This is a genomic window from Streptomyces sp. NPDC045022, assembly GCF_056432605.1.
Map to the genome: position 1 here is coordinate 75,367 of NZ_JBWKIR010000010.1, position 20,995 is coordinate 96,361.

The 20,995-nt window shown below is 71.9% G+C and carries 22 protein-coding genes and 1 pseudogene; 13 read left to right on the top strand and 10 right to left on the bottom strand.

Going from position 1 to position 20,995, the window contains the following annotated elements; translation table 11 throughout:
* Positions 1–114: 114 nt before the first annotated feature.
* Positions 115–984 (bottom strand): class I SAM-dependent methyltransferase, encoded by an 870-nt coding sequence (locus tag AC07C1_RS19525; protein ID WP_478940864.1) that lies wholly within the window; start codon positions 982–984, stop codon positions 115–117.
* A gap of 333 nt (positions 985–1,317) precedes the next feature.
* Here AC07C1_RS19525 and rpsA point away from each other — a divergent pair, with 333 nt between their 5' ends.
* Positions 1,318–2,820: a 30S ribosomal protein S1 gene (gene rpsA, locus AC07C1_RS19530; RefSeq protein WP_478940536.1), complete on the top strand. Its 1,503-nt coding sequence runs from the start codon at positions 1,318–1,320 to the stop codon at positions 2,818–2,820.
* Positions 2,821–2,920: 100 nt separating this feature from the next.
* On the opposite strand, the gene AC07C1_RS19535 is transcribed toward rpsA, so the two are convergent.
* Positions 2,921–3,880: a right-handed parallel beta-helix repeat-containing protein gene (locus tag AC07C1_RS19535; RefSeq protein WP_478940537.1), complete on the bottom strand. Its 960-nt coding sequence runs from the start codon at positions 3,878–3,880 to the stop codon at positions 2,921–2,923.
* 212 nt (positions 3,881–4,092) lie between these two features.
* Here AC07C1_RS19535 and AC07C1_RS19540 point away from each other — a divergent pair, with 212 nt between their 5' ends.
* The 3 genes from AC07C1_RS19540 (at position 4,093) to AC07C1_RS19550 (ending at position 6,300) form a co-directional block, all read left to right on the top strand.
* Complete coding sequence (locus AC07C1_RS19540; protein ID WP_478940539.1) at positions 4,093–5,031, top strand: PAC2 family protein; 939 nt, start codon at positions 4,093–4,095, stop codon at positions 5,029–5,031.
* 190 nt (positions 5,032–5,221) lie between these two features.
* On the top strand, positions 5,222–5,851 hold the full coding sequence (coaE, locus tag AC07C1_RS19545; protein ID WP_478940541.1) for a dephospho-CoA kinase: 630 nt from the start codon (positions 5,222–5,224) through the stop codon (positions 5,849–5,851).
* A gap of 68 nt (positions 5,852–5,919) precedes the next feature.
* Positions 5,920–6,300 (top strand): tetratricopeptide repeat protein, encoded by a 381-nt coding sequence (locus tag AC07C1_RS19550; RefSeq protein ID WP_478940543.1) that lies wholly within the window; start codon positions 5,920–5,922, stop codon positions 6,298–6,300.
* Between the two features lie 124 nt (positions 6,301–6,424).
* On the opposite strand, the gene AC07C1_RS19555 is transcribed toward AC07C1_RS19550, so the two are convergent.
* Complete coding sequence (locus AC07C1_RS19555) at positions 6,425–6,715, bottom strand: DUF6343 family protein (protein WP_478940545.1); 291 nt, start codon at positions 6,713–6,715, stop codon at positions 6,425–6,427.
* A 229-nt stretch (positions 6,716–6,944) separates the two neighbouring features.
* Between AC07C1_RS19555 and AC07C1_RS19560 the strand changes: the two genes are divergently transcribed.
* From AC07C1_RS19560 to AC07C1_RS19570, 3 genes are all read left to right on the top strand, one after another.
* Positions 6,945–7,622: an acyltransferase domain-containing protein gene (locus tag AC07C1_RS19560; RefSeq protein ID WP_478940547.1), complete on the top strand. Its 678-nt coding sequence runs from the start codon at positions 6,945–6,947 to the stop codon at positions 7,620–7,622.
* A gap of 74 nt (positions 7,623–7,696) precedes the next feature.
* Positions 7,697–8,377 (top strand): class I SAM-dependent methyltransferase, encoded by a 681-nt coding sequence (locus AC07C1_RS19565; protein ID WP_478940866.1) that lies wholly within the window; start codon positions 7,697–7,699, stop codon positions 8,375–8,377.
* Between the two features lie 139 nt (positions 8,378–8,516).
* Positions 8,517–8,996: a DoxX family protein gene (locus tag AC07C1_RS19570; RefSeq protein WP_478940549.1), complete on the top strand. Its 480-nt coding sequence runs from the start codon at positions 8,517–8,519 to the stop codon at positions 8,994–8,996.
* A 277-nt stretch (positions 8,997–9,273) separates the two neighbouring features.
* Here the strand turns inward: AC07C1_RS19570 and AC07C1_RS19575 are convergent, their stop codons facing one another.
* Positions 9,274–9,981: an RNA-binding S4 domain-containing protein gene (locus AC07C1_RS19575; RefSeq protein WP_478940551.1), complete on the bottom strand. Its 708-nt coding sequence runs from the start codon at positions 9,979–9,981 to the stop codon at positions 9,274–9,276.
* Positions 9,982–10,631: 650 nt separating this feature from the next.
* Between AC07C1_RS19575 and AC07C1_RS19580 the strand changes: the two genes are divergently transcribed.
* Complete coding sequence (locus AC07C1_RS19580) at positions 10,632–11,327, top strand: uracil-DNA glycosylase (protein WP_478940553.1); 696 nt, start codon at positions 10,632–10,634, stop codon at positions 11,325–11,327.
* A gap of 101 nt (positions 11,328–11,428) precedes the next feature.
* Here AC07C1_RS19580 and AC07C1_RS19585 read toward each other — a convergent pair.
* The 3 genes and pseudogenes from AC07C1_RS19585 to AC07C1_RS19595 all read right to left on the bottom strand — a co-directional run.
* A pseudogene (locus tag AC07C1_RS19585) lies at positions 11,429–11,533 on the bottom strand (GntR family transcriptional regulator); the annotation flags it as partial.
* A 56-nt stretch (positions 11,534–11,589) separates the two neighbouring features.
* Positions 11,590–12,045 (bottom strand): GNAT family N-acetyltransferase, encoded by a 456-nt coding sequence (locus AC07C1_RS19590; RefSeq protein ID WP_478940555.1) that lies wholly within the window; start codon positions 12,043–12,045, stop codon positions 11,590–11,592.
* On the bottom strand, positions 12,042–12,461 hold the full coding sequence (locus AC07C1_RS19595; RefSeq protein WP_478940556.1) for a RidA family protein: 420 nt from the start codon (positions 12,459–12,461) through the stop codon (positions 12,042–12,044). Before AC07C1_RS19595 ends, AC07C1_RS19590 begins: the two co-directional genes overlap by 4 nt.
* A gap of 360 nt (positions 12,462–12,821) precedes the next feature.
* Here AC07C1_RS19595 and AC07C1_RS19600 point away from each other — a divergent pair, with 360 nt between their 5' ends.
* From AC07C1_RS19600 to AC07C1_RS19610, 3 genes are all read left to right on the top strand, one after another.
* The gene (locus AC07C1_RS19600) at positions 12,822–14,672 is read left to right on the top strand and encodes an FUSC family protein (protein WP_478940558.1); all 1,851 of its coding nucleotides are present in this window, start codon (positions 12,822–12,824) and stop codon (positions 14,670–14,672) included.
* Between the two features lie 262 nt (positions 14,673–14,934).
* Positions 14,935–15,579, top strand: a complete 645-nt coding sequence (locus AC07C1_RS19605; RefSeq protein ID WP_478940560.1) for a DUF899 domain-containing protein — start codon at positions 14,935–14,937, stop codon at positions 15,577–15,579.
* Between the two features lie 156 nt (positions 15,580–15,735).
* A complete protein-coding gene (locus AC07C1_RS19610) occupies positions 15,736–15,909 on the top strand; it encodes a hypothetical protein (protein ID WP_478940885.1) in 174 nt (57 codons plus the stop codon).
* Positions 15,910–15,933: 24 nt separating this feature from the next.
* On the opposite strand, the gene AC07C1_RS19615 is transcribed toward AC07C1_RS19610, so the two are convergent.
* The 3 genes from AC07C1_RS19615 to AC07C1_RS19625 all read right to left on the bottom strand — a co-directional run bounded on the left by AC07C1_RS19615 (position 15,934) and on the right by AC07C1_RS19625 (position 19,574).
* Positions 15,934–17,877 carry an ABC transporter ATP-binding protein gene (locus AC07C1_RS19615; RefSeq protein ID WP_478940562.1) on the bottom strand — a complete coding sequence of 648 codons (1,944 nt, stop codon included), beginning with the start codon at positions 17,875–17,877 and terminating at the stop codon, positions 15,934–15,936.
* Positions 17,878–18,231: 354 nt separating this feature from the next.
* Complete coding sequence (locus AC07C1_RS19620; RefSeq protein ID WP_478940868.1) at positions 18,232–18,630, bottom strand: hypothetical protein; 399 nt, start codon at positions 18,628–18,630, stop codon at positions 18,232–18,234.
* A 170-nt stretch (positions 18,631–18,800) separates the two neighbouring features.
* Positions 18,801–19,574 (bottom strand): ATP-binding protein, encoded by a 774-nt coding sequence (locus tag AC07C1_RS19625; RefSeq protein ID WP_478940564.1) that lies wholly within the window; start codon positions 19,572–19,574, stop codon positions 18,801–18,803.
* A gap of 187 nt (positions 19,575–19,761) precedes the next feature.
* Here AC07C1_RS19625 and AC07C1_RS19630 point away from each other — a divergent pair, with 187 nt between their 5' ends.
* A complete protein-coding gene (locus AC07C1_RS19630; protein ID WP_478940566.1) occupies positions 19,762–20,622 on the top strand; it encodes a helix-turn-helix domain-containing protein in 861 nt (286 codons plus the stop codon).
* Positions 20,623–20,877 (top strand): DUF397 domain-containing protein, encoded by a 255-nt coding sequence (locus AC07C1_RS19635; RefSeq protein ID WP_478940567.1) that lies wholly within the window; start codon positions 20,623–20,625, stop codon positions 20,875–20,877.
* The last annotated feature ends 118 nt before the right edge of the window (positions 20,878–20,995 follow it).

A 20,995-nucleotide genomic window follows, 5' to 3' on the forward strand; every position in this document is an offset into this window, starting at 1 on the left:
CCAGTGTCGTACGACGGCGAAGACGACTCCTACGCGCGCGTGCCCACGCGTACACAGGCACGCGTGGGCACGGGTGGAGGGGGTACGCGCGTGCGCCCGCGGGCCACGGCTGGTTCAGTCCCGCTCGCACACGAAGATCGCCGTCCCCGGGATCAGGTTCCCGCGCAGGGGGGACCAGCCGCCCCACTCCGAGGTGTTCCAGGAGGGCCACTCCGGCTCCACCAGGTCCACCAGCCGGAAGCCCGAGGCCACGATGTCCCGGACCCGGTCGCCGACCGTCCTGTGGTGCTCCACGTAGACCGCGCGGCCCTCCTCGTCCTGCTCGACGTAGGGCGTGCGGTCGAAGTAGGAGGAGGACACCGACAGGCCCTCGGGGCCCGGCTCGTCGGGGAAGGCCCAGCGGATGGGATGCGTGACCGAGAAGACGAACCGGCCGCCCGGCCGCAGTACCCGGCGCACCTCGCGCAGCACCAGCCGCGGGTCGGCCACGAACGGCAGCGCACCGTAAGCGGAGCACGCCACGTCGAAGGAGCCGTCCGTGAAGGGCAGCGCGCCGGCGTCGGCACAGACAAGGGGAAACGATCCGCCGATCCGCAGCGAGTGCTGCAGCTGGCGGTGCGAGAGGTCCAGGGCCACCGGGCGGGCGCCCTTGGCGGCCAGCCAGCGCGAGCACTGCGCCGCACCCGCGCCGATCTCCAGCACGTCCTTGCCCGTCAGGTCCTCCGGCGGCCCCAGCAGCTCCGCCTCCACCTCGTCCAGGCCCTCCGGGCCCCACACGAAGCGGTCGTCACCGAGGAAGGTGCCGTGCTCGATCTGGTACTCGTCCGCGTTGCGGTCCCACCAGCCCCGGTTGGCCCGTGCGCTCTCCGCGACGTCGGCGTCACGCCGGGTGGCTTCCGGTTCGGATCCCTCGGGCCCTTCGGGTTCGTACGTTTCCGGCTCTTGGATGATGGGCTCCCTCGTCGTACTCTTCCGTCCAACCAGCCGGGGGCGGTCACGGAAGCGATCCCGCAGGCCTGTGTGGCCCCCTGGGACGTTTCTTCTGCCGGAAATGCGGCGATCCGCCCCGGGTGTGCGCCTTCGCGCATTGACCCTGTCCGGCTGCCCCCGTATGCTACAAGTTGCGCTGCGGGCCTGCGCACCTCAGACGTAGCAGGCTGCGCTCGCATCTGTTGTATGTCCCCTCGGTTGTCGAGGCGCCATCACCAGTTCATTGGTGGGGCGCTTCCTTGGCTGTCCGGCTTCTGCAGAGCGAAACGGGCTCCCGGCGTAAGCAGTACCTACGACTTCAATGTCCGTACCGGAGCCCTTTCCCACATGACGAGCAGCACCGAGACCACCGCCACCACCCCGCAGGTTGCGGTCAACGACATCGGTAACGAGGAAGCTTTCCTCGCCGCGATCGACGAGACGATCAAGTACTTCAACGACGGCGACATCGTCGACGGCGTCATCGTGAAGGTCGACCGGGACGAGGTCCTGCTCGACATCGGTTACAAGACCGAAGGTGTCATCCCGAGCCGTGAGCTCTCGATCAAGCACGACGTCGACCCGAACGAGGTCGTCAAGGTCGGCGACGAGATCGAGGCCCTTGTTCTCCAGAAGGAGGACAAGGAAGGCCGCCTGATCCTCTCGAAGAAGCGCGCCCAGTACGAGCGTGCCTGGGGCACCATCGAGAAGATCAAGGAAGAGGACGGGATCGTCACCGGTACCGTCATCGAGGTCGTCAAGGGTGGTCTCATCCTCGACATCGGCCTCCGCGGCTTCCTCCCGGCCTCCCTGGTCGAGATGCGCCGTGTCCGCGACCTCCAGCCCTACGTGGGCAAGGAGCTCGAGGCCAAGATCATCGAGCTGGACAAGAACCGCAACAACGTGGTCCTGTCCCGCCGTGCCTGGCTGGAGCAGACGCAGTCCGAGGTCCGCCAGACGTTCCTCACGACCCTTCAGAAGGGTCAGGTCCGTTCCGGTGTGGTCTCCTCGATCGTCAACTTCGGTGCCTTCGTGGACCTGGGTGGCGTCGACGGCCTGGTCCACGTCTCCGAGCTGTCCTGGAAGCACATCGACCACCCGTCCGAGGTTGTCGAGGTCGGCCAGGAGGTCACCGTCGAGGTTCTCGACGTCGACATGGACCGCGAGCGTGTCTCCCTGTCGCTGAAGGCGACCCAGGAAGACCCGTGGCAGCAGTTCGCCCGCACCCACCAGATCGGCCAGGTCGTGCCCGGTAAGGTCACGAAGCTGGTTCCGTTCGGTGCGTTCGTCCGCGTGGACGAGGGCATCGAGGGTCTGGTCCACATCTCCGAGCTGGCCGAGCGCCACGTGGAGATCCCGGAGCAGGTCGTCCAGGTCAACGACGAGATCTTCGTCAAGGTCATCGACATCGACCTCGAGCGTCGTCGCATCAGCCTCTCGCTGAAGCAGGCCAACGAGTCGTTCGGTTCCGACCCGGCCTCGGTCGAGTTCGACCCGACCCTGTACGGCATGGCCGCGTCCTACGACGACCAGGGCAACTACATCTACCCCGAGGGCTTCGACCCCGAGACCAACGACTGGCTCGAGGGTTACGAGAAGCAGCGCGAGGAGTGGGAGCGCCAGTACGCCGAGGCGCAGTCCCGCTTCGAGCAGCACCAGCAGCAGGTCATCAAGTCCCGCGAGGCCGACGAGGCTGCTGCGGCCGAGGGTGGCGAGGCTGCGGCTCCGGCCGCGTCCGCCGGCGGCGGCGGCGGTTCGTACTCCTCCGAGGGCGCGGACACCTCTGGTGCCCTGGCCTCGGACGAGGCGCTGGCCGCGCTTCGCGAGAAGCTGGCCGGTGGTCAGAGCTGAACACTGCCGCTGAGGCTTAGCCGATAGCGACAGTGCTGAGGGGCCGTACCTTTCGGGGTGCGGCCCCTCAGAGTTTTCGGGAACTGAACGTCGTCCCTGGTCAGGAAGTCACCGGGATGTTCGTCAGGCCCCTGCCGCCCGTCACCGTGTTGCTGCCGTAGACCGTCGTCCTGCACCCGGCGCTGTAGTTGGTGACGTTGATCGCCAGACGAGTCGAGCCGGTCGCGCTCGTCAAAGTTGACGTGTTGCCCTTGAAGACCGTGCCGCAGCCCCAGCCGGACTGCTGGGTGTGGGTCTGGTAGCCGTCGTTCGTGGTGTTCCCGCCGATGTTGTCCTGGACGAGGACGTCGTTGCCCTTCACGTCGACCCACGAGTCGTCGTAGTTGGCGCCGGTCAGCCCGCTGCCGTCAAAGGTGTTCCCGACGATCCGCGCGCCGGTCGTGCCCTCCTTGATGTCGACGTTCTCGCCGCCCACGTCCGGGCCGATCGTGTTGTTCAGGATCTGGATGCGGTCGCTCTTGTCGGACAGCGTGTTCGCGGTCCCCACGTAGACGCCCTCGCCCATGCCTCTGCCGTCGTTCCCGGTGTCGTAGATCCGCGAGTTCCTGATCACGCCGTCCGTGCTGGAGTTGCGGAAGTGCACGCCCTCCATGTCCAGGCCGTGCACCGTGACCCCGTCCACGACCACACCCCCGGCCGCGTCGATCATGATGCCCTTCTGTCCGCCGGTCACGGTCAGCCCGCTGACCGTCCAGTAGGAGGCGCCGCTCAGCTGGAGGCCGTAGCCGCCGCTTGCGGTGAGGACGGCCTTCGGGGAGCCGGTGAGGGTGATGCGGGCGGTGGCGCCGGCCGGTGCGGTCGCCTTGAAGTTGCCGGCGTACGTGCCGTCCGCCAGGTGGATCGTGTCGCCGGGCTTCGCACTGGCGAGCGCGGTCTTCAGCTGGGCGGCGGTGCCGACCTCGATGGACGAGGCCGCAGGGGCGGGGCCCGCGGAGAGGAGCAGGCCGCCGGTGGCGGTGGTCACGGCGAGCAGGGAGGTGAGCAGCGTGCGCGTGCGCATGGGGGGGTGCCTTCCTGTCGTACGAATGCGAATGAATGCGATCTCATGTGTGAACAGTGATCCAGTACATGAACACCCTTGTCGTGAAGGTACGGACCAGTTGACGGGCCGTCAAGGCTCCCTGCACGAGATGCCTGATCAGCGACGTGGTCCGGGAATGTCCACGCTCCAGGGCACGTTGTCCATGAGGAACACGAGGAGGAGCGGTCACAGTGCTTGATCCGCAGGGTTTGTACGCATGGGAGCCGAAGGGCCTCGCCGTTGTCGACATGGCGCTCGCCCAGGAGTCGGCCGGCCTTGTCATGCTCTACCACTTCGACGGATACATCGACGCGGGTGAGACCGGCGACCAGATCGTCGACCGGCTGCTCGATTCACTGCCCCACCAGGTCGTGGCCCGTTTCGACCACGACCGGCTCGTCGACTACCGGGCCCGCAGGCCCCTGCTGACCTTCAAGCGGGACCGCTGGGACGACTACGAGGTCCCGGCCATCGAGGTCCGCCTCGTCCAGGACGCCACGGGCGCCCCCTTCCTGCTGCTGTCCGGTCCCGAACCGGACGTGGAGTGGGAGCGGTTCGCGGCCGCCATACGGCAGATCGTGGAGCGGCTGGGCGTGCGCCTGTCCGTGAACTTCCACGGCATCCCCATGGGCGTCCCGCACACCCGCCCCGTGGGACTGACCCCGCACGGCAACCGCACCGATCTCGTCCCCGGTCACCGCAGCCCCTTCGAGGAGGCCCAGGTGCCCGGCAGCGCCGAGTCGCTGGTCGAGTACCGCCTCATGGAGGCCGGGCACGACGTCCTGGGTGTCGCCGCGCACGTCCCGCACTACATCGCGCGTTCCCCGTACCCGGACGCCGCCCTGACCGTCCTGGAGGCCATCACGGGCGCCACCGGACTGGTCCTGCCCGGTGTCGCGCACTCCCTGCGCACGGACGCGCACCGCACGCAGACGGAGATCGACCGGCAGATCCAGGAGGGCGACGAGGAACTGACCGCACTCGTCCAGGGTCTCGAGCATCAGTACGACGCAGCGGCGGGCGCCGAGACCCGCGGCAACATGCTCGCCGAGCCCGTGGAGATCCCGTCGGCCGACGAGATCGGGCAGGAGTTCGAGCGGTTCCTGGCGGAACGCGAAGGGGACAACTAGCGACGCGTCCCGTGCGGGGGCGGGGCGAGTTACCTGTGGAGGCTGAGGGCGGTGGCCCGGATGCCGGGGGTGCTGTCGGCGTGTCCGGGGCCGGGGGCGGTAATGGCCGGGGGCGGGGTGTCCGGAGCCGGGGGCGGTAATGCCCGGGGGCGGGGTGGTCCTGTCAGTGGCGGGGCCTAAGCTTCCGCTCATGCTGAAAGTGGGCCTGACCGGTGGCATCGGTGCCGGCAAGAGCGAGGTGTCGCGGCTGCTCGTCGAGCACGGGGCCGTGCTGATCGACGCGGACCGCATCGCGCGCGAGGTCGTGGCGCCCGGCACCCCCGGCCTCGCCGCCGTGGCCGAGGCCTTCGGCGAGGACGTCCTCGCCGCCGACGGCACCCTGGACCGGCCCCGGCTCGGTTCGATCGTCTTCGCCGACCCCGGCAAGCTCGCCGTCCTCAACTCGATCGTCCATCCCCTGGTGGGCGCCCGCTCCCGCGAACTGGAGACCGCCGCGGCCGACGACGCCGTGGTGATCCACGACGTCCCGCTCCTCACCGAGAACGGCCTCGCGCCGCTCTACGATCTCGTGGTCGTCGTGGACGCGAGCCCCGAGACCCAGCTCGACCGGCTGGTCCGGCTCCGCGGGATGACCGAGGAGGACGCACGCGCGCGCATGGCCGCACAGGCGACGCGCGAGCAGCGCCGCGAGATCGCGGACATCCTGATCGACAACGACGTACCGCTGGACGCGCTGAGAAAACGCGTGGCCGAGGTGTGGGGCGACCTCGTGCGACGGGCACGCGAAGGCGGGGAGCAGCCCGGCGGCGGACGGCCGTAAGACGGCGGCGCGGAATAACGGGCCTGGCCGCGGGCGTTGAACCGCCGTAGTGAGGGAAGGACTTTGCCGTGCCCGAGACCAACGGTTCCGCCGGACGTACTCCGGAGACGCATGTCATCGACTTCCGTGCCGCCGAGCACCTGCTCAATGCGCGGGACCCGCAGGGCGCGGTGAAGCTGCTCGACGGAGTCATCGCCGCGTACCCGGAGAACACCGCCGCGCGTCTGCTCCGCGCGCGTGCCTTCTTCGCCGCCGCTCAACTGCGGCCCGCCGAGCTGGAGTTCACCATCGTGCTGGAGCGCGAGCCGGACAACGCGTTCGCGCACTTCGCGCTCGCCCGCACCTATGAGCGTCAGGGCCGCCCGGACCAGGCCAAGCGCCACTTCCGGCTGGCGGCCGCGCTCGACCCCAACCCGCAGTATCTGAAGGCGGCCCACTTCGACGACTGAGCGTCGTCACGCACCGTTGGCCGGGTGACGTCGCCCTGTCCTTGACCGAGCCGTCGCGGTGCCTTTGATCGAGCCCTGCCAAACTTCGCCGGCCGGGCAGTCTTGGCTGCGGTCCACGCCCTCGTCACGGATGCCGGTGCCTGGACGGGTAGGGCGGTCCGTCGTCCGGCGGCCGGTAGGGCGGTACGTCGTGGCCCGGCTGGTAGTGCGGGCCCTGTCGGATGTGCCTGAGGATCATGGTCATGTCGACGGTGACCACCAGCCACAGCACCCCGCAGGCGGCCGCCCAGCCGGGGCGCCCGGCGAGCGCGAACGCCGCCGTGCCGAAGACCGCCCAGACCATCCCCCACACGCTCAGCCAGAAGCGCGCCCGCAGCGCACTGCGCGCGGTCCCCGGTTCACTGCCCGTACGCATCGGATCACCACTCCTCCTTGCAACGTACTCTTCGGGGACTGCATGCATCAACGCTCGACGGCGACGTGCGTCGGTGCTGCATGCCGATGGGTGTCAGTCTCGATCCCGAAGGACGTCAGGGCGCGATGCCGACGCGCGTCAGGGCGCGATGTCAGCGGAGCCAGTGCCCTGGTGCTGATGTCGGTGGCGTCGGTCCCGGATGCCGTGCCGTTCGTCGAAGGGACCCACTGTGCTGCCGGACGCCGACGACCTGCCCGAACTGCTCCTCGACCTGTCCGTGCCGCACGAGGACATCAACGCGCTGGTGGCCCTGCGCGGCAGGGTGGCCGGTGACCCGGGCACGGTGAGGCTCCTGGAGGCGTGCGTGGAGGAACTGTTCCGGGATCCGGGGCACCTGGGCCGCACCCCCGGCCTCGGTGACCTCTTCGCCTCGGCACCGGCCGGACTCACCGACGCCTTCGCCGTGTACGTCTTCCTCGCCGCGCTCCCGCACACCCGTGCCCAGTACCGGGCACGCGGGATCCCGGCCGGGGTTACCCGGCGCACCCTGGCCGACCTGGGCCGCCACATGGCGGAGCACCGCCGGCGGCACGGCAGGGTAGGGGTCCGGTCACGGCGCTGGCTGGTCCGTCACTTCCGCGGCGAGCTGTACCAGTTGGGGCGGCTGCAGTTCGAGCGGGCCCGGATCGGACAGCGCACGGCGCCGGTGCTCGCGGCCGCCGGACTGGACTGGGTGCCGGGCACGCCCTGCCTGAAGCTGCACATCCCCGACTTCCACGGACCGCTGACCCCGTCGGCCTGCGACCGCTCCCTGACACTGGCCGTGGAGCGGGCGGTGGCGGACCACCTGCGATCGGGCGGCAACTGGTACGTCGGGCACGGGTGGTTCCCTTTCCTGGCCGAATAACTCGAACGGGTGAACCGTGATCGAACGGGAACGGCCTTGCTGCGATGGGCCGTTGTTCGGGCATGACGGTCGAAATGCGTGAGGGATACGAGGGCACGGGTCCCGGTGCGATCACCCCGGACGGCTGCGCGGTCGAGCTGTACGAGCGGCTGCCGGTGGGCGACGAGCCGGACATCATCGCCGCGGCGGTACCGGCCGGGGCGCACATCCTGGAGCTGGGCAGTGGAGTGGGCCGGGTGACCCGTGCCCTGCTGGAACGCGGCTTCACGGTCACGGCGGTGGACGAGTCCGCCGACATGCTGGCCCGGGTGCGTGGGGCGCGCACGATACGCAGCTCCATCGAGGACCTGGATCTGGGTGAGAAGTTCGACGTGGTGATGCTCGCGTCGTTCCTGGTGCACACCGGTGACGAGGAGGTGCGCAGGGGCCTGCTGCGCACCAGTGCCCAGCACGTCGCGAAGGGCGGCTGCGTGGTCATCCAGCGGGAGGGCGAGGACTATCACACGAAAGTCCCCAGAGAACGAGTCGACCCGAGCGGCTTCACCGTTCGGATCGTGTCGGCGGAGCCCGTCGGAGACGGGGTGAACTCGGTACGAGCCGAGTATGTGTTCCCGGACGCGGTCTGGACGCAGACCTTCCTGTCCCGGCCCCTGACGAAGGAGCAGTTCGAGTCGGCGCTGGCGAAGGCGGGACTGGAGGTGGACACCTATCTGACACCGGACGGGATATGGGTGAGGGCGATACCGGCGGCATAGACGACCGGCGACAAAGACGCAGCGCAGAGGCGGGACCATCGCCGGCATCGAGGCGTCGGGGCTTGCGGCGATGAGTTCACGGACCGCGGCCGGTCTACCTCGGTGACAGCAATCGGAATCGCTTCACCAGGAGACCCTCATGCCCGAGACCACCGCTCCCGTCAGCTCCAGCACAGCCGCAGCGTCCACGGTGTCCGCGACGGCTTCGGCGCCCTCCGCCGGGTCGACCACCGGCCGGGCGCGGTGGGCCCGGACAGCGCTGCGCTCCGTGCAGGTGCTGCTCGCCCTCTTCTACGGCATCGCGAGCGCGCTGCCCAAGCTCATCGCGCACCCCTCGGCGGTCGAGGCCTTCGACCGGATCGGGTGGGGCAGCGGGGCGATGTACTCCATCGGCGCGCTCGAACTCGCCGGAGCGGTAGCGCTGTTGGTCCCTGTCCTGCAGTCCGTCGCGGCGACGGCACTCGGCGCGCTCATGGTGGGGGCGTTCATCGTCCAGCTCACCGCGTTCGACGGCCAGAACGCGGCGACCCCGCTCATCCTGATCGTGCCGCTCGCACTGATCGCCTGGGCCCGGCGCGGGCACAACAGGGAACTGCTGCGCCTGGTCCGGCGGCGGTGACCCCGCCCGGCGACCACCGGCGCCCCCGGCCGGCGGCACGTCGTTTGGTGAACGGTGCCGGCTGATGTGCGGCAGCCGCTGTCGCTGGGGGCCTCCTGCCGACCTGGGGCAGCGGGCGTTGCGCTCGGGTGTCGGGTGTCGGACTGAGGCCTCGGGGCCGGGGCGTCGGACCGGGGCGTGATGACCCGGCGTCGGAGCGGGACGTCGGGCGTAGGAACGGGGCGTCGGAGCGGGACGTCGGGCGCGTAGGAACGGGGCGTCGGGCGTAGGTACTGGATCACCGCCCCCCGGATCGTCCACCGGATCCACGGGAGCTACCCGGCCCACCGGATCGACGGGGCCCACCGGATCCACGGGGCCCACCGGATCCACGGGAGCCACGTGGCCCACCCGGTCCGCCCGGTCCGCTCGGTCCACCGAGTCCCGCGAAGCCGAATCCGCCGGGGCCGGCCGGGTCGGGGAGACCACGGAGACGTTCCATTTCACGGCGGTCGCGCTTGGTGGGGCGCCCGGCACCTGGGTCGCGGAGACCGGCGGGGGCGATGGCCTCGCGGGGCGGGGGCGGAGGGGAGTTGTCGATGTAGCACTGGGCGGCCACGGGCGCACCGACCCGCTTGCGGATCAGGCGCTTGACGATCACGACCCGTTCCCGGCCCTCTTGCCGCAGGCGCACCTCATCCCCGACGCGCACGGAGTAAGCGGGCTTCACCCGCTCACCGTTCACGTGCACGTGCCCGCCACGGCATGCGGTGGCGCCCAGGGAACGCGTCTTGATCAGACGTACGGCCCAGATCCAGCTGTCGATCCGGACCGTCTCGCCGTTGGCAGGCCCCGCGGCCTCGGCGGCGGCCACCGCGGCGGCGATCTTCGGATCGAGCGGCTGGTCGGCGGAGGTGTCGGAGCCGCCGGCCTCCTGGGCGGTATTCGTTCCGCCCGGCCCGCCGGTCCCACGGTTCACGTTCTCGTCCGCATCCTCGGAAGCCATGCTTCGACCCTAACTCCCGAGGCGGGACAGCCGGACGCATTTTTTCGGCGCCGCAGACAGCGCCCCTCCGCAGACCAGCACCCTCGGAGGCCGGCACCCTGACACCACCGGCACCGGCACCGGCACCGGCACCGGCACCGGCACCCCCGGGACCGCCGGGCCCCCCGGACCGCCGGCACCCCCGGGACCGGGACCCCCGGGCCCCCGGCACCCCCGGGACCGGGACCCCCGGGCCCCCGGCACCCCCGGGACCGGGACCCCCGGGCCCCCGGCACCCCCGGGACCGGAACCCCCGGGCCCCCGGCACCCCCGGGACCGGAACCCCCGGGCCCCCGGCACCCCCGGGACCGGAACCCCCGGGCCCCCGGCACTCGCAGCACCCCTCGCGCCCAGACGCCCCGCCATCCCACCCTCGCGCGCCTCCGGCCACCCCTGCGCCTGCCTCCCTGCACCTTCCCCAGGCACCGTCCCTGCATCTGTCCCCCCGCGCCTGCCCCCCGGCAGCACCCGCATCCCCTCGCCCCCACCCACCTCGTCCACCCACCTGGTCCACCCACCCCGCCCCCGTGTCTCCCCTCGCCCTGGGACGCTCATGGGTCGGTCGCACGCGGGACGCATCGGCCCGCGGCGCCGGGGCATACGGTGGCGGTATGGACGACAGCAGCGCACTCGCCCGGCTCGATGGGCGCGTCGCGGACTGCCGGGCCTGTCCGCGGCTGGTCGACTGGCGTGAGGAGGTGGCCCGGACCAAGCGGGCCGCGTTCGCCGACTGGACGTACTGGGGGCGGCCGGTGCCCGGCTTCGGCCCGGCCGATGCCCGGCTGGTGATCGTCGGGCTGGCCCCGGCCGCGCACGGCGGCAACCGCACCGGACGGATGTTCACCGGTGACCGCTCCGGGGACGTGCTCTACCAGGCGTTGTACGACGTGGGGCTCGCCTCGCAGCCCACCTCGGTCAGCATCGACGACGGTCTGGAGCTGTACGGCGTCCGCGTCACCGCGCCCGTGCACTGCGCTCCCCCCGCCAACAAACCGACCCCCGGCGAACGCGACACCTGCCGGGCCTGGCTGATCCAGGAGCTGAAGCTGCTGCGCCCGACGCTGAAGGCCGCGGTCGTCCTCGGCGCCTTCGGCTGGCAGGCCGCGCTGCCCGCGTTCACCGAGGCGGGCTGGACCGTGCCCCGCCCCCGCCCGCCCTTCGCCCACGGCACCCGGGTCGCCCTGGACGGCCTGGACCTCTTCGGCTGCTTCCACGTCAGCCAGCGCAACACGTTCACCGGCCGGCTCACCGCCGAGATGCTGCGTGAGGTGCTGCGCACGGCGGCGGACGCGGCCGGACTGCCGTAGACCGCCGCCGAAGCGGTCCCTCGGTCGGCGGTGGACGCGGCGAGCTGCCGAAGCCGTACCTGAGTCGGCCGCGGACATGGACGGCTACCGTAGGCGTCCCTCAGCCGGTGTCCGCGGGCCCGGTCCGGGTCGCCGGAGGCGATCGCCTCACGCACGTTGCCGTGTTCGGTGAGGAGTTGAGGCCACTCCTCGTTCCGCCGGGCAAGCCCGCTACGGCGTCGTCCCCACCCTCGGCCGTTCCCGCGCGGCGTCGCCGATGCCCTCAGGGTCGCCAGACGTAGCGCACATCCGGTTCCCGCTCCTCGTTGCCGCTGCCGTCGGTGAACTCGACGGCGGCGAAACCGTGCCGCTCGTAGAAGCGGTGGGCGGGCTTGTTGACCTGGAAGGTCCACAGGGCCAGCCCGCCGGGGCTGCGCTCCTTGGCCAGTGCGACGAACCGGTCCCCGAGGCCCCGCCCCCGCCACTCGGGGTCCAGATACAGCTGGGACAGCCACTCCCCGTCGAGAATCATCAGGCCGACGATCCCCGCCCCGGCCGCCTCCGCCACCCAGGTCTCCCGCAACGGCACCACGACGTCCCGGATGTACTCCCGTACGTCGTCGTCGGTGCGTGGCCGGACGACCGTGGGCAGCGCGGCGGCGAACGACCGCAGCCAGACGTCGGCGGCGGCACGTGCGTCGGCGGCCACGGCCCGGCGCAGTTGGACCGTGGCCGTCACCGGTCGCCGTCGTCCCGCTCCGGCACCACGGCCGTCGCCGTGATCTCCACGAGTTGCCCGGTGTACCCGAGGCAGGCGACGCCGAGCAGCGTGGAGGAGTGCGGCCCCTTGCTCAGACCCGAGGACTCCACGACTTCCCACACCGCGGACAGCACTGCGGGCTCGCCGCTCACGACGTACACGTCCGTCGCGACCACGTGCTCCAAGTCGCTGCCCACCGCGTGCAGTTGCTCCCGCAGGTTGGTGATCACCCGCTCGGCCTGTCGCACGGGGTCCCCCGGAGAGACGATGTCCCCCTTCTCGTCGAGCGGCACGGCCCCGGCGAGGAACGCGAGTTTCGTGCCCGCCTCGACGACGGAGACGTGGGAGTACGTGGGCGGCGGGAAGAGTCCGGGCGCGGTCACTCGCCGGATCATGGCGGCTCCATGGGGTCGGAGGTCGGGGCATCAACCTGCCGATCATCCGTGGCCCGCACGGCCTCGCGCATCCCGATTTCCGGCCCTGCGGTGCGCAGCGCCCCTGGAGCGGGCCGGGCTGCGAGGGATTGACGCCGTGATGGGGTGCCCCGCGGGCCACGCCGAGGCATTGCGTTCATAAAGAAACCGGCCGCCCGGACACCTTTCACCTCCCTGAAACGTGATCGTCCAGTTTGCTCGGGGAACGTGTCCTACCGTGGGAACGGATCCACCGGCACCACCGTGGGAATCGCATCCCCTCGGCATCACTGTGGGAACACAGCCCGGCCACCGTCGTCCGAAGGCCCTCCCCGCCCTCGTATGAACAGGAGCCCCGTGTCCCGGCCCGCCGCACCTCCCTGGCTCGCTCACGCCCTCCGTGCCCAGCGCGGTCCCGTTCCCTGGAGCGCGATGACCCGCGGTGCGCTCGCCGCCGGGCCGCTGCTGCTCGCCGGCGTGCTCGGCGGGCGGACGTCCGTCGGGGTGCTCGCCGCCATCGCCGCGATGCTCGCCGGGATCAACGACCGGCCCGGCAGCCGGCGCGCCTCCGTCAAGCGGCTCGGGGTGCCCGCGCTCGCCGGGTCCCTCGGGCTGCTCGTGGGCAGCTACGCCGGGCAGGGGATGGCCGCCGTGCCGCTGGCCCTGGCGCTCACCGTGCTCGGGCTGGTCGCCGGCGGCATCAGTGCCGTCGGGCCTGTCGCCTCCGCCGCCGGCACGCAACTGCTCGTCGCCGCCGCCATCGGAGCCGGGATGCCGGCGGCCGAGAACGGCTGGCAGCGGGCCCTCGCCTTCCTCGCCGGCGCCGGCTGGCTGATCCTGCTGCGGCTCGCCCTGCCCACGCCCGGTTCGCCCGGTGACTTCCGGTTCGACGGGGAGCGGGAGGCGGTGGCCGACGTGTACGACGCGATCGCCGGGCTCCTCGACGCCGTGGGCGGTGCGCACGCCACCGCCCGGCGGGCCGCGCTCACCGCCGCCCTCGACCATGCGCAGGACGCCCTCGCCGGGCCCCGGCTGCGCCGGTACGCCAGTTCCGCCGCCGAGCGCCGGCTGCACGCCCGGTACGCGGCCGCGCTGCCCCTCGCCGAGGCCGCCACCGCCCTGTACTGGGCGGGGGAGCCCGTCACCGCGCGGGCGGCGGAAGGGTCCCGGCGGCTCGCCGCCGCCGTCCGCGGCAACACCGGCACCGGCCCGCTGCCCGCCCCGCAGCGGTCCGCCCCCGCGCTGCGCGCCCTCGACGACGCCCTGCTGCGCGCCGCCGAGGCCTTCGACCGGGCCGAGGGCGCCCACCACCGGCTGCTCGCCCGGCGCCGGAGCGTCCAGGACGCGGCGCGGGCCGCGTTCGGCTCCGGCGGACGCGAGTACGGGCTGCGGGTCGCGCTCTGCTTCGGCGGCAGCGCGGCCATCGCCCAGGCGCTGCACCACGCCCGCTGGTACGGCCAGCACCAGCACTGGTACTGGCTGCCCGCCACCGCCGTCTTCCTCGTCAAGCCCGACCTCGGGCCGCTCGCCAGCCGGGTGCTGTGCCGGGCCGCCGGAACCGTGCTGGGCGCCTTGGTCTTCGCGGGTTTCGCCGCGCTGCTGCCCCGCCCGGCGGGGCTGATCGCGCTGGTCGCGGTGTGCGGGGCGCTCGTCCCGGTCGCCACCCGGCACTTCGCCGCCCTGACCGCCGTCGTCACGGTCCTCGTGCTCGCCCTGGTCATGGCCGGCGGGGAACCACAGGCTTCCGTCAGCCGGATCGGCGAGACGCTGCTGGCCTGCGCGCTCGTGCTGGTCGTCGGGCATCTGCCGATGCCGGGGCAGCGCGGCGGCGGGGTACGGGCCCGGCTCGCCGCGGCCGAAAACGCCGCCCACGCCTATCTCCTGCACGTCCTCGGCGAGTCCGGCGACCGCGCCGAGCGGTGGGCGCTGCGCCGCGAGGCCTACCGCACCCTCGCCGAGGCCCGTACCGCCATCGCGCTCGCCGCCGCCGAACTTCCCGCGCTCGCCCGGCACACCGAGGGCACGGGCGCCGTCGCGGACGCCCTGGAACGACTCGTGGACACGACCACGGCCTGCGCCGTCCACCTCGACGACACCGGACGGCTCACGCCCCGGCATCTCAGTCGACTGCGCGAGCCGTTGCGGGAGCTGGAACTGCCGGGAGTGCGGGTGCCGTTGCCCGCAGCGGCATAGCCGCGCCTGGCACCCAGCCCGTCCATCATCTCGCCGCCACCCCCGTGCGCGGCGTCCGCTTCACCGGCGTCCGCACCACCAGGGCAGGGACGGCCGCGTGCTGATGCGGCCACCGGAAGCGAGCCGGACCGCCAGGGGATCTCCCGCCACGCGACTCCCCGATGCCGGAAAAAGTGTCGGAAAAAATTCTGCGTCCGCAGCGATGAGTTCCGTATCCGACGACGGTCACCACCCCGAAACCGATCGTCGTACAGGAGGGCCCATGTCGCTTCCGGAGATCGTCTCGCGCGAGCAGTGGCGCGCGGCGCGCGAGGAATTGCTGCGCAAGGAGGAGGCGGTCAGACGGGCGCGCGAGGTACTGGGCGCCGAGCGCCGGAGGCTGCCCATGGTCGAGGTCGACCCGGCGTACGTCTTCGAGGGCGGCGACGGCAAGGCCACCCTTCTCGACCTGTTCGAGGGACGGGGCCAGCTCGTCGTCCACCATTTCATGTTCGCGCCGGATTGGGAGACGGGCTGCCCCTGCTGCGCGGCCTTCCTGGACCAGGTCGGCCACCTCGCCCACCTGCGCGCCCGGAGCACCTCGTTCGCGGCCGTGTCCCGGGCACCGTTCACCCGCATCCTGCCGTTCAAGGCGCGGATGGGCTGGGTGGTGCCCTGGTACTCCTCGGATGACAGCGACTTCAACCCCGACTTCGAGGCCACCGTCGAATCCGGCGGGAAACTGGTCGAGCGGCCGGGCCTCAGCTGCTTCCTGCGCGACCACGACCGGGTCTTCCACACCTACTCGGTGTACGACGACGCGCTCGACGGACTCGGCACCATCGCCGGCCTCCTCGACCTGACCGCGCTCGGCCGCAGTCCCGCGGGGAGCGACCATCTCCGCCTTCACGATGAGTACGAATACTGACACGGACGGTGCCATTCGTGTCACGAAGTGAACGGATCCTCACGGTCCGCGCCGAACGGGTGTCGACAATGTCTCAGTCCCGTCACTGAGCGAGGCTTTTCCCTCCTCCAGGGCGTTAACTCCTACAAGCACGACGCTTTCTGGAGGTGCGAGATGGTGAACGGGCGAACAGTGCTCGAACGCTTTCCCGCCGGTGGTCCGCGGGGATCCCGGCCCGCGGAGGAGTTCGCGCACGCGCGGCGTCTGGAAGGCCTGCCCGCCGAGGTCGTCATGGACCTCGCGTCGGACACGTTCCTGGTGATCGTGCGCGGGGGCGACGCCGTCGAGTGAGGCGGCCGGCGCCGCCGAGCCGGCTCAGGCCGGCTTCGGCGCCGGGATCCTCGCGGTGAACTGCTGCGCCTGGAGCGCGTACAGCTCCGCGTAGACACCGCCCCTCGCCAGCAGCTCCTCCGGGGCGCCGGACTCCACCAGCCGCCCTTGCTCCAGCACGTGCACCAGGTCCGCGTGCCGGACCGACGCCAGCCGGTGGGTGATCAGGACCACCGTCTGCCCGCTGCCGGCCAGCGCCCGGATCTTCTCGAACACCTCCAGCTCGGCCCGCGCGTCCAGCGCCGCGGTCGGCTCGTCCACGATCAGGATGTGCCCGCGGCGGTACGCGGCCCGGGCGATGCCGAGCCGCTGCCACTGGCCGCCCGACAGCTCGTGCCCGCCGCTGAAGACGCGGGCCAGCAGCGTGTCCAGACCGCGCGGCAGGTCCGCCACCACCTCCTCGGCCCCCGCGTCGGCGATCGACGACGCCAGCCGCTCCTCGGTCATCGGCGCGGCGGAGCGGCCGACGGTCACGTTCACCCGGGCGGTGAACGGCCATCTCTTGAAGTCCTGCGCCACCATCGCGACGCGCTCGGCGAGCAGCCTTCGGTCGGCCCGCCCGGCGTCGACCCCGTCCCACAGGATCCGGCCCCGGTCCGGTATGTACAGGCCCGCGAGCAGCTTGACCAGCGTGGTCTTGCCCGAGCCGTTCTCACCGACGAGCGCGATGATCCGGCCCAGGGGAAGCGTCAGGGTGACATCGTCGAGGGCCGGCCGGGTCGCGTCGCCCGGATAGCTGAACGTGACGTTCTCGAACCGGATCTCCTTCGGATTCTCCGGAAGGGCCTCCCCGCCCGCCGGGATGGCCCGTGCGGCCGCCTCGACGTACAGCCGTTCCAGGTCCCCCACGAACAGGGCTTCCTCGTGCAACTGGTTGATCTGCAGCACGAGCGTGTCCAGGCTCGCGGCGCCCGTACGGATCGCGAGCACCGCCGTACCGGCCACGGGCAGGGCCATCGCGCCGGCCAGCAGCAGCGCGCCCAGCGTGGCGTACGTCCCGAGCGTGGCGAGGCCCGTCCAGGCCGCCGCGATCAGGCCGGTGCGAGCGGCCAGCCGGGACAGCCGGGCCTGTTCCGCCTCCGCCGTCTCCGACATGGCCCGGAAATGCCGCAGCAGGAACGGGCCCATCCCGTGCACCCGGATCTCCGGGGCCGCGCCCGGCTCGGTGAGCAGGCTGCTGAGCAGTTGCCCGGCGCGGGCGTGCTGCACCCAGGTGTGGAAGGACTCGTAGTGGCGCCGGGCGTTGGTCAGCGCGCTCCAGGCGCTGGGCAGGGTCATGGTGACCAGCAGCGGCAGCAGCGCCGGGTGCAGCACGGTCAGCACGCCCGCCGCCGCGACCAGCGAGATCATCGCGTTGATCACCTGGGTGCCGAACCCGATCATGCGCCGGGCGGACCGGGCGCCGTACTGCGCCGTGTCCAGCAGCTTGTGGAAGGCGTGGTCCTCGATCGCGGCCAGTTCCACGTTCGCCGCGCGCTCCAGATACAGCTCGGTCGCCACCCGTTCCACCTTGGGTTCCAGCCGCCCGGTGGCGTACACGGAGGCGGCCCGCAGCAGCGCGGCCACCAGCGTGACGGCGGCCACGACGACCAGGGCGGGCGCGGCCGTGTGCAGCCGTTGCGCGATGTCCGGGCCGGTGAGCAGCTTTCCGAGCGCGCTGTTCACGGCCAGCAGGCTCACCGCCTGGGCCGCGCCCCGGCCCACCTCGGCGACCAGCACGATCCATGCGGCCCGCGGGTCGGCCTGCCGGGCCAGCCGGAGGCTGGACGCCAGCATGCCGGGCAACCGGACCAGCATCGCGCGGAAGTTCAGCTGCAGAAAGGCGTCCGCGTGCTTGTTCCAGCCCGTGTCGTACCGCAGCGGACCCCCGAACAGCAGCCGCTCCGACTCCGACAGCGCGGGCTCGGCCGCCCCCCGCCTCTTCCTCACTTGACCTCCCGAATCGTGACGGAACGGCCACTATCCCGGGCACGCGCAGCACCTGGACAGGGCGCGAGAGGCCGTAATGAGGGGCGCGGAGGGGGCGCGGGTCGCGGGAGGTGGGGGCGACGGGGCGCGGCTCGGAGGGTGGGGCTGACGGGGCTCGGGAGGTGGCGGGAGGACACCGGCCGGTCGGTAGCCCTTCGCGAGCCCTCACCTCCCCAAGGCTCCCGTCCGGCGGTGGTTCACCACGCGGCCGAGCGGGACTCTCGGCGCCTGAACGGCAGCTGCGACCGGCCCCTGCCGGAGCACCGCCAGGGTCCCGCGGCCGAGGGTGCAACACGGCCGAGGCAGGCGCAGTCGTTACGCCGGCACGGCCCTCGACCAGTCCGGGCTCGTCCCCGTCACCCGGCACAGGGCCAGATACAGCGGGATCGGCGGGGTGTACGGGACCGTGCCCTCCGCGCGGTGGATGAGCCGGGCGGTGCCGGTGACCAGGGCGCCGGAGACGTAGTGGGCCGGGGACGGCCAGCGCAGGGCGTAGTCCGAGTCCGCCGGAACGATCAACCACCAGTGGGTTCCGTCGGCGTACACACAGCCCAGCCGGGGCAGCAGCGTGACGACGAGGGGACCGAGGTGGTCGGGTACGGCCACGGCGTCACAACCGAGCGGGACGGTCATGCCGTCCGGCACGGGAAGCCGGCGGGCCGCTTCCGGAGCCGGTCGGCGGCGCTGCAGACGTACCAGGGTGTCCAGACCGATCGGCCCCTCGGCGCCGGCGGACCGCCCCTGGCCGGAACCGGCCGTCTCATAGGGAGAGGAGCCGGTGCCGCCGTGCCGGTCGGGGCGGGGCGCGGCACATCGGTCGGAGCCGGTGGCGCCGTGCCGGTCGGGGCCGGTCCCGCCGTACCGGTCGGAGCCGCTGGTGCCGGTCACGGCCGCTCCCCGGCGGGGTGCTGCTCCGGGACCGGGTGCAGGGGCTGGGCCGGGGTGCGATGCATGGGCCGGGGCTGGGCGGCGGCGCGGTGCCGGTGTTGCTCCGGGGGCCGGCGGTGGGCCTCGGTCGGGTCGTCGCCGGAGTCGTCCGGGCGGCCCGGCTTGGGGCGGGCGCCCCAACCCAGGTCGTTGCGCGGCCCGGCGGTGTCGTGGGCCGCGTCCGCCTCGCGGGCCAGCTCGGCCCAGACCAGCAACCCCGGGCCGTGCTCCTGCGCACCCCAGGACCGGCACAGGGCGTCGACGAGAAGCAATCCCCTCCCGTGCTCCTCATCGGGCCGCTGCGGGGACGGGTGGGGTTCGCCGGGCGCACAGCCCTCGTCACGTACGGCTATGCGCACCGTGTCGTCGTGGTCGTGCAGCTCGCACACGACGCGACCGCTCGCGGTGTGCACGATCGCGTTGGTGACCAGCTCGGATATGACCAGGGCCGCGCTGTCGCAGGTGTCCGCGCACACCGCCCAGCCGGTCAGCCGGGCATGCGCCAGGCGTCTCGCCCGGGCGACGGAACCCGGATGTGCGGCCAGCTCGAAACGGAACCGGCGCTGGGCGGCAGCCGCCTGAGGGGTCGCTCCCTCCGCCACTCCCGACCGTGCTCGAGCGGCGGGAACCCCACCGGCACCGAGACCGGAACGGTCTGCGGCGGCGTCTGTTCCTAAGGGCGCGGACGGAATCACGCTTGCCACTATCTCCCCGCCATGAACACTTGGCAAGTGTCACTCTGAAAAATGCAGAGTGCTGTGTGACTCGGTCGGAGGGCGTGGCACACTGCTCGCAACAGCACCTCGAGCGGCGCCAATTGGGGTCATCGGAGATCCGACTCGGTCTTCGAATGAGTCTTCGAATGGCGCCGCAGGGCTGTCAGGAAACTTTCGGGGAGCTTTCGGTGGAGGTGGGAGCGTGAGCGAACCGCGGTCCGCGCCGACCGTGGGCCAGGTCGTCCTCGGCCGGCGCCTGCTGGACCTGCGGGAACGCGCCGGACTCAAGCGCGAGGAGGCCGCCCGCGTCCTCCGCGTCGCCCCCGCCACCATCCGCCGCATGGAGATGGCCGAGGTCGCCCTCAAAATCCCGTACCTGCAACTGCTGCTGGCGGCCTACGGCGTCCCCGTCGACGAGGCCGAGGTCTTCGTCCAACTGGCCGAGGAGGCCAACAGGCCCGGCTGGTGGCAGCGGTTCCACGACATCCTGCCGGGCTGGTTCTCGATGTACGTCAGCCTGGAGGGCGCGGCCGGCCTCATCCGCTCCTATGAGCCGCACTTCGTCCCCGGCCTGCTGCAGACCGAGGACTACGCGCGCGGGGTGCTCAAGTCCGGTGCCATCGGCCAGACGAGCCCGGACGAGATCGAGCGCCACGTTGCGCTGCGCATGCAACGCCAGAAACTGCTCACGCGTCCCGATGCCCCCCGCTTCTGGGCGGTGATGGACGAGACCGCCCTGCGCCGCCCCGTCGGCGGCCCGGAGGTGATGCGCGCGCAGATCGACAAGTTGCTCGAGGCCACGAAGCTGCCCCATGTGACGCTCCAGGTCGCCCCGTTCGCCAACGGGCCGCACCCGGGGACGTACGGGCCCTTCGTTCTGTTCCGATTTGCCATGTCAGAACTGCCGGACATGGTCTACAGCGAGTACCTGACCGGCGCCGTCTACCTGGACGCGCGCGCCGAGGTGGCGACCCACCTGGAGGTCATGGACCGCATGGCGGCACAGGCCGCTACGGCACAACGCACGAAGGAGATCCTCCAGGATCTCCGCGAGGAGCTGTGAATGGATGGCATCAAGCCGCGCGGACACGTCTACAACGGCATGCCCGCGCGGGAGTTGGGCAGCGAGGGGTGGCACAAGCCCTGGAGCGGCGGCAACGGGGGCAACTGCCTGGAGGCGATGAAGCTGGCCGACGGCCGGATAGCCGTACGCCAGTCGACCGACCCGGACGGGCCGGCGCTGATCTACACCGCGGACGAGATCACCGCGTTCATCGAGGGCGCGAAGGCGGGGGAGGCCGACTTCCTGCTGTCCTGAACCGGCGACGGTGGCACCGCCCAACTGCTCCCCTCTCGCCGCTTTCTCCCTTCCCGCCGCCCGTGCCGTCCCGCTGCTATCACCGTCCCGTTACTCCCGCAGTCCCGCTGCTCCCGTG

What these genes read in the sequence shown, in the direction of transcription:
- rpsA (WP_478940536.1), top strand. Translation starts at nt 1,318, where the DNA reads ATGACGAGCAGCACCGAGACCACCGCCACCACCCCGCAGGTTGCGGTC.
- AC07C1_RS19535 (WP_478940537.1), bottom strand. Translation starts at nt 3,880, where the DNA reads ATGCGCACGCGCACGCTGCTCACCTCCCTGCTCGCCGTGACCACCGCC.
- coaE (WP_478940541.1), top strand. Translation starts at nt 5,222, where the DNA reads ATGCTGAAAGTGGGCCTGACCGGTGGCATCGGTGCCGGCAAGAGCGAG.
- AC07C1_RS19555 (WP_478940545.1), bottom strand. Translation starts at nt 6,715, where the DNA reads ATGCGTACGGGCAGTGAACCGGGGACCGCGCGCAGTGCGCTGCGGGCG.
- AC07C1_RS19565 (WP_478940866.1), top strand. Translation starts at nt 7,697, where the DNA reads ATGCGTGAGGGATACGAGGGCACGGGTCCCGGTGCGATCACCCCGGAC.
- AC07C1_RS19570 (WP_478940549.1), top strand. Translation starts at nt 8,517, where the DNA reads ATGCCCGAGACCACCGCTCCCGTCAGCTCCAGCACAGCCGCAGCGTCC.
- AC07C1_RS19575 (WP_478940551.1), bottom strand. Translation starts at nt 9,981, where the DNA reads ATGGCTTCCGAGGATGCGGACGAGAACGTGAACCGTGGGACCGGCGGG.
- AC07C1_RS19580 (WP_478940553.1), top strand. Translation starts at nt 10,632, where the DNA reads ATGGACGACAGCAGCGCACTCGCCCGGCTCGATGGGCGCGTCGCGGAC.
- AC07C1_RS19595 (WP_478940556.1), bottom strand. Translation starts at nt 12,461, where the DNA reads ATGATCCGGCGAGTGACCGCGCCCGGACTCTTCCCGCCGCCCACGTAC.
- AC07C1_RS19600 (WP_478940558.1), top strand. Translation starts at nt 12,822, where the DNA reads ATGAACAGGAGCCCCGTGTCCCGGCCCGCCGCACCTCCCTGGCTCGCT.
- AC07C1_RS19605 (WP_478940560.1), top strand. Translation starts at nt 14,935, where the DNA reads ATGTCGCTTCCGGAGATCGTCTCGCGCGAGCAGTGGCGCGCGGCGCGC.
- AC07C1_RS19635 (WP_478940567.1), top strand. Translation starts at nt 20,623, where the DNA reads ATGGATGGCATCAAGCCGCGCGGACACGTCTACAACGGCATGCCCGCG.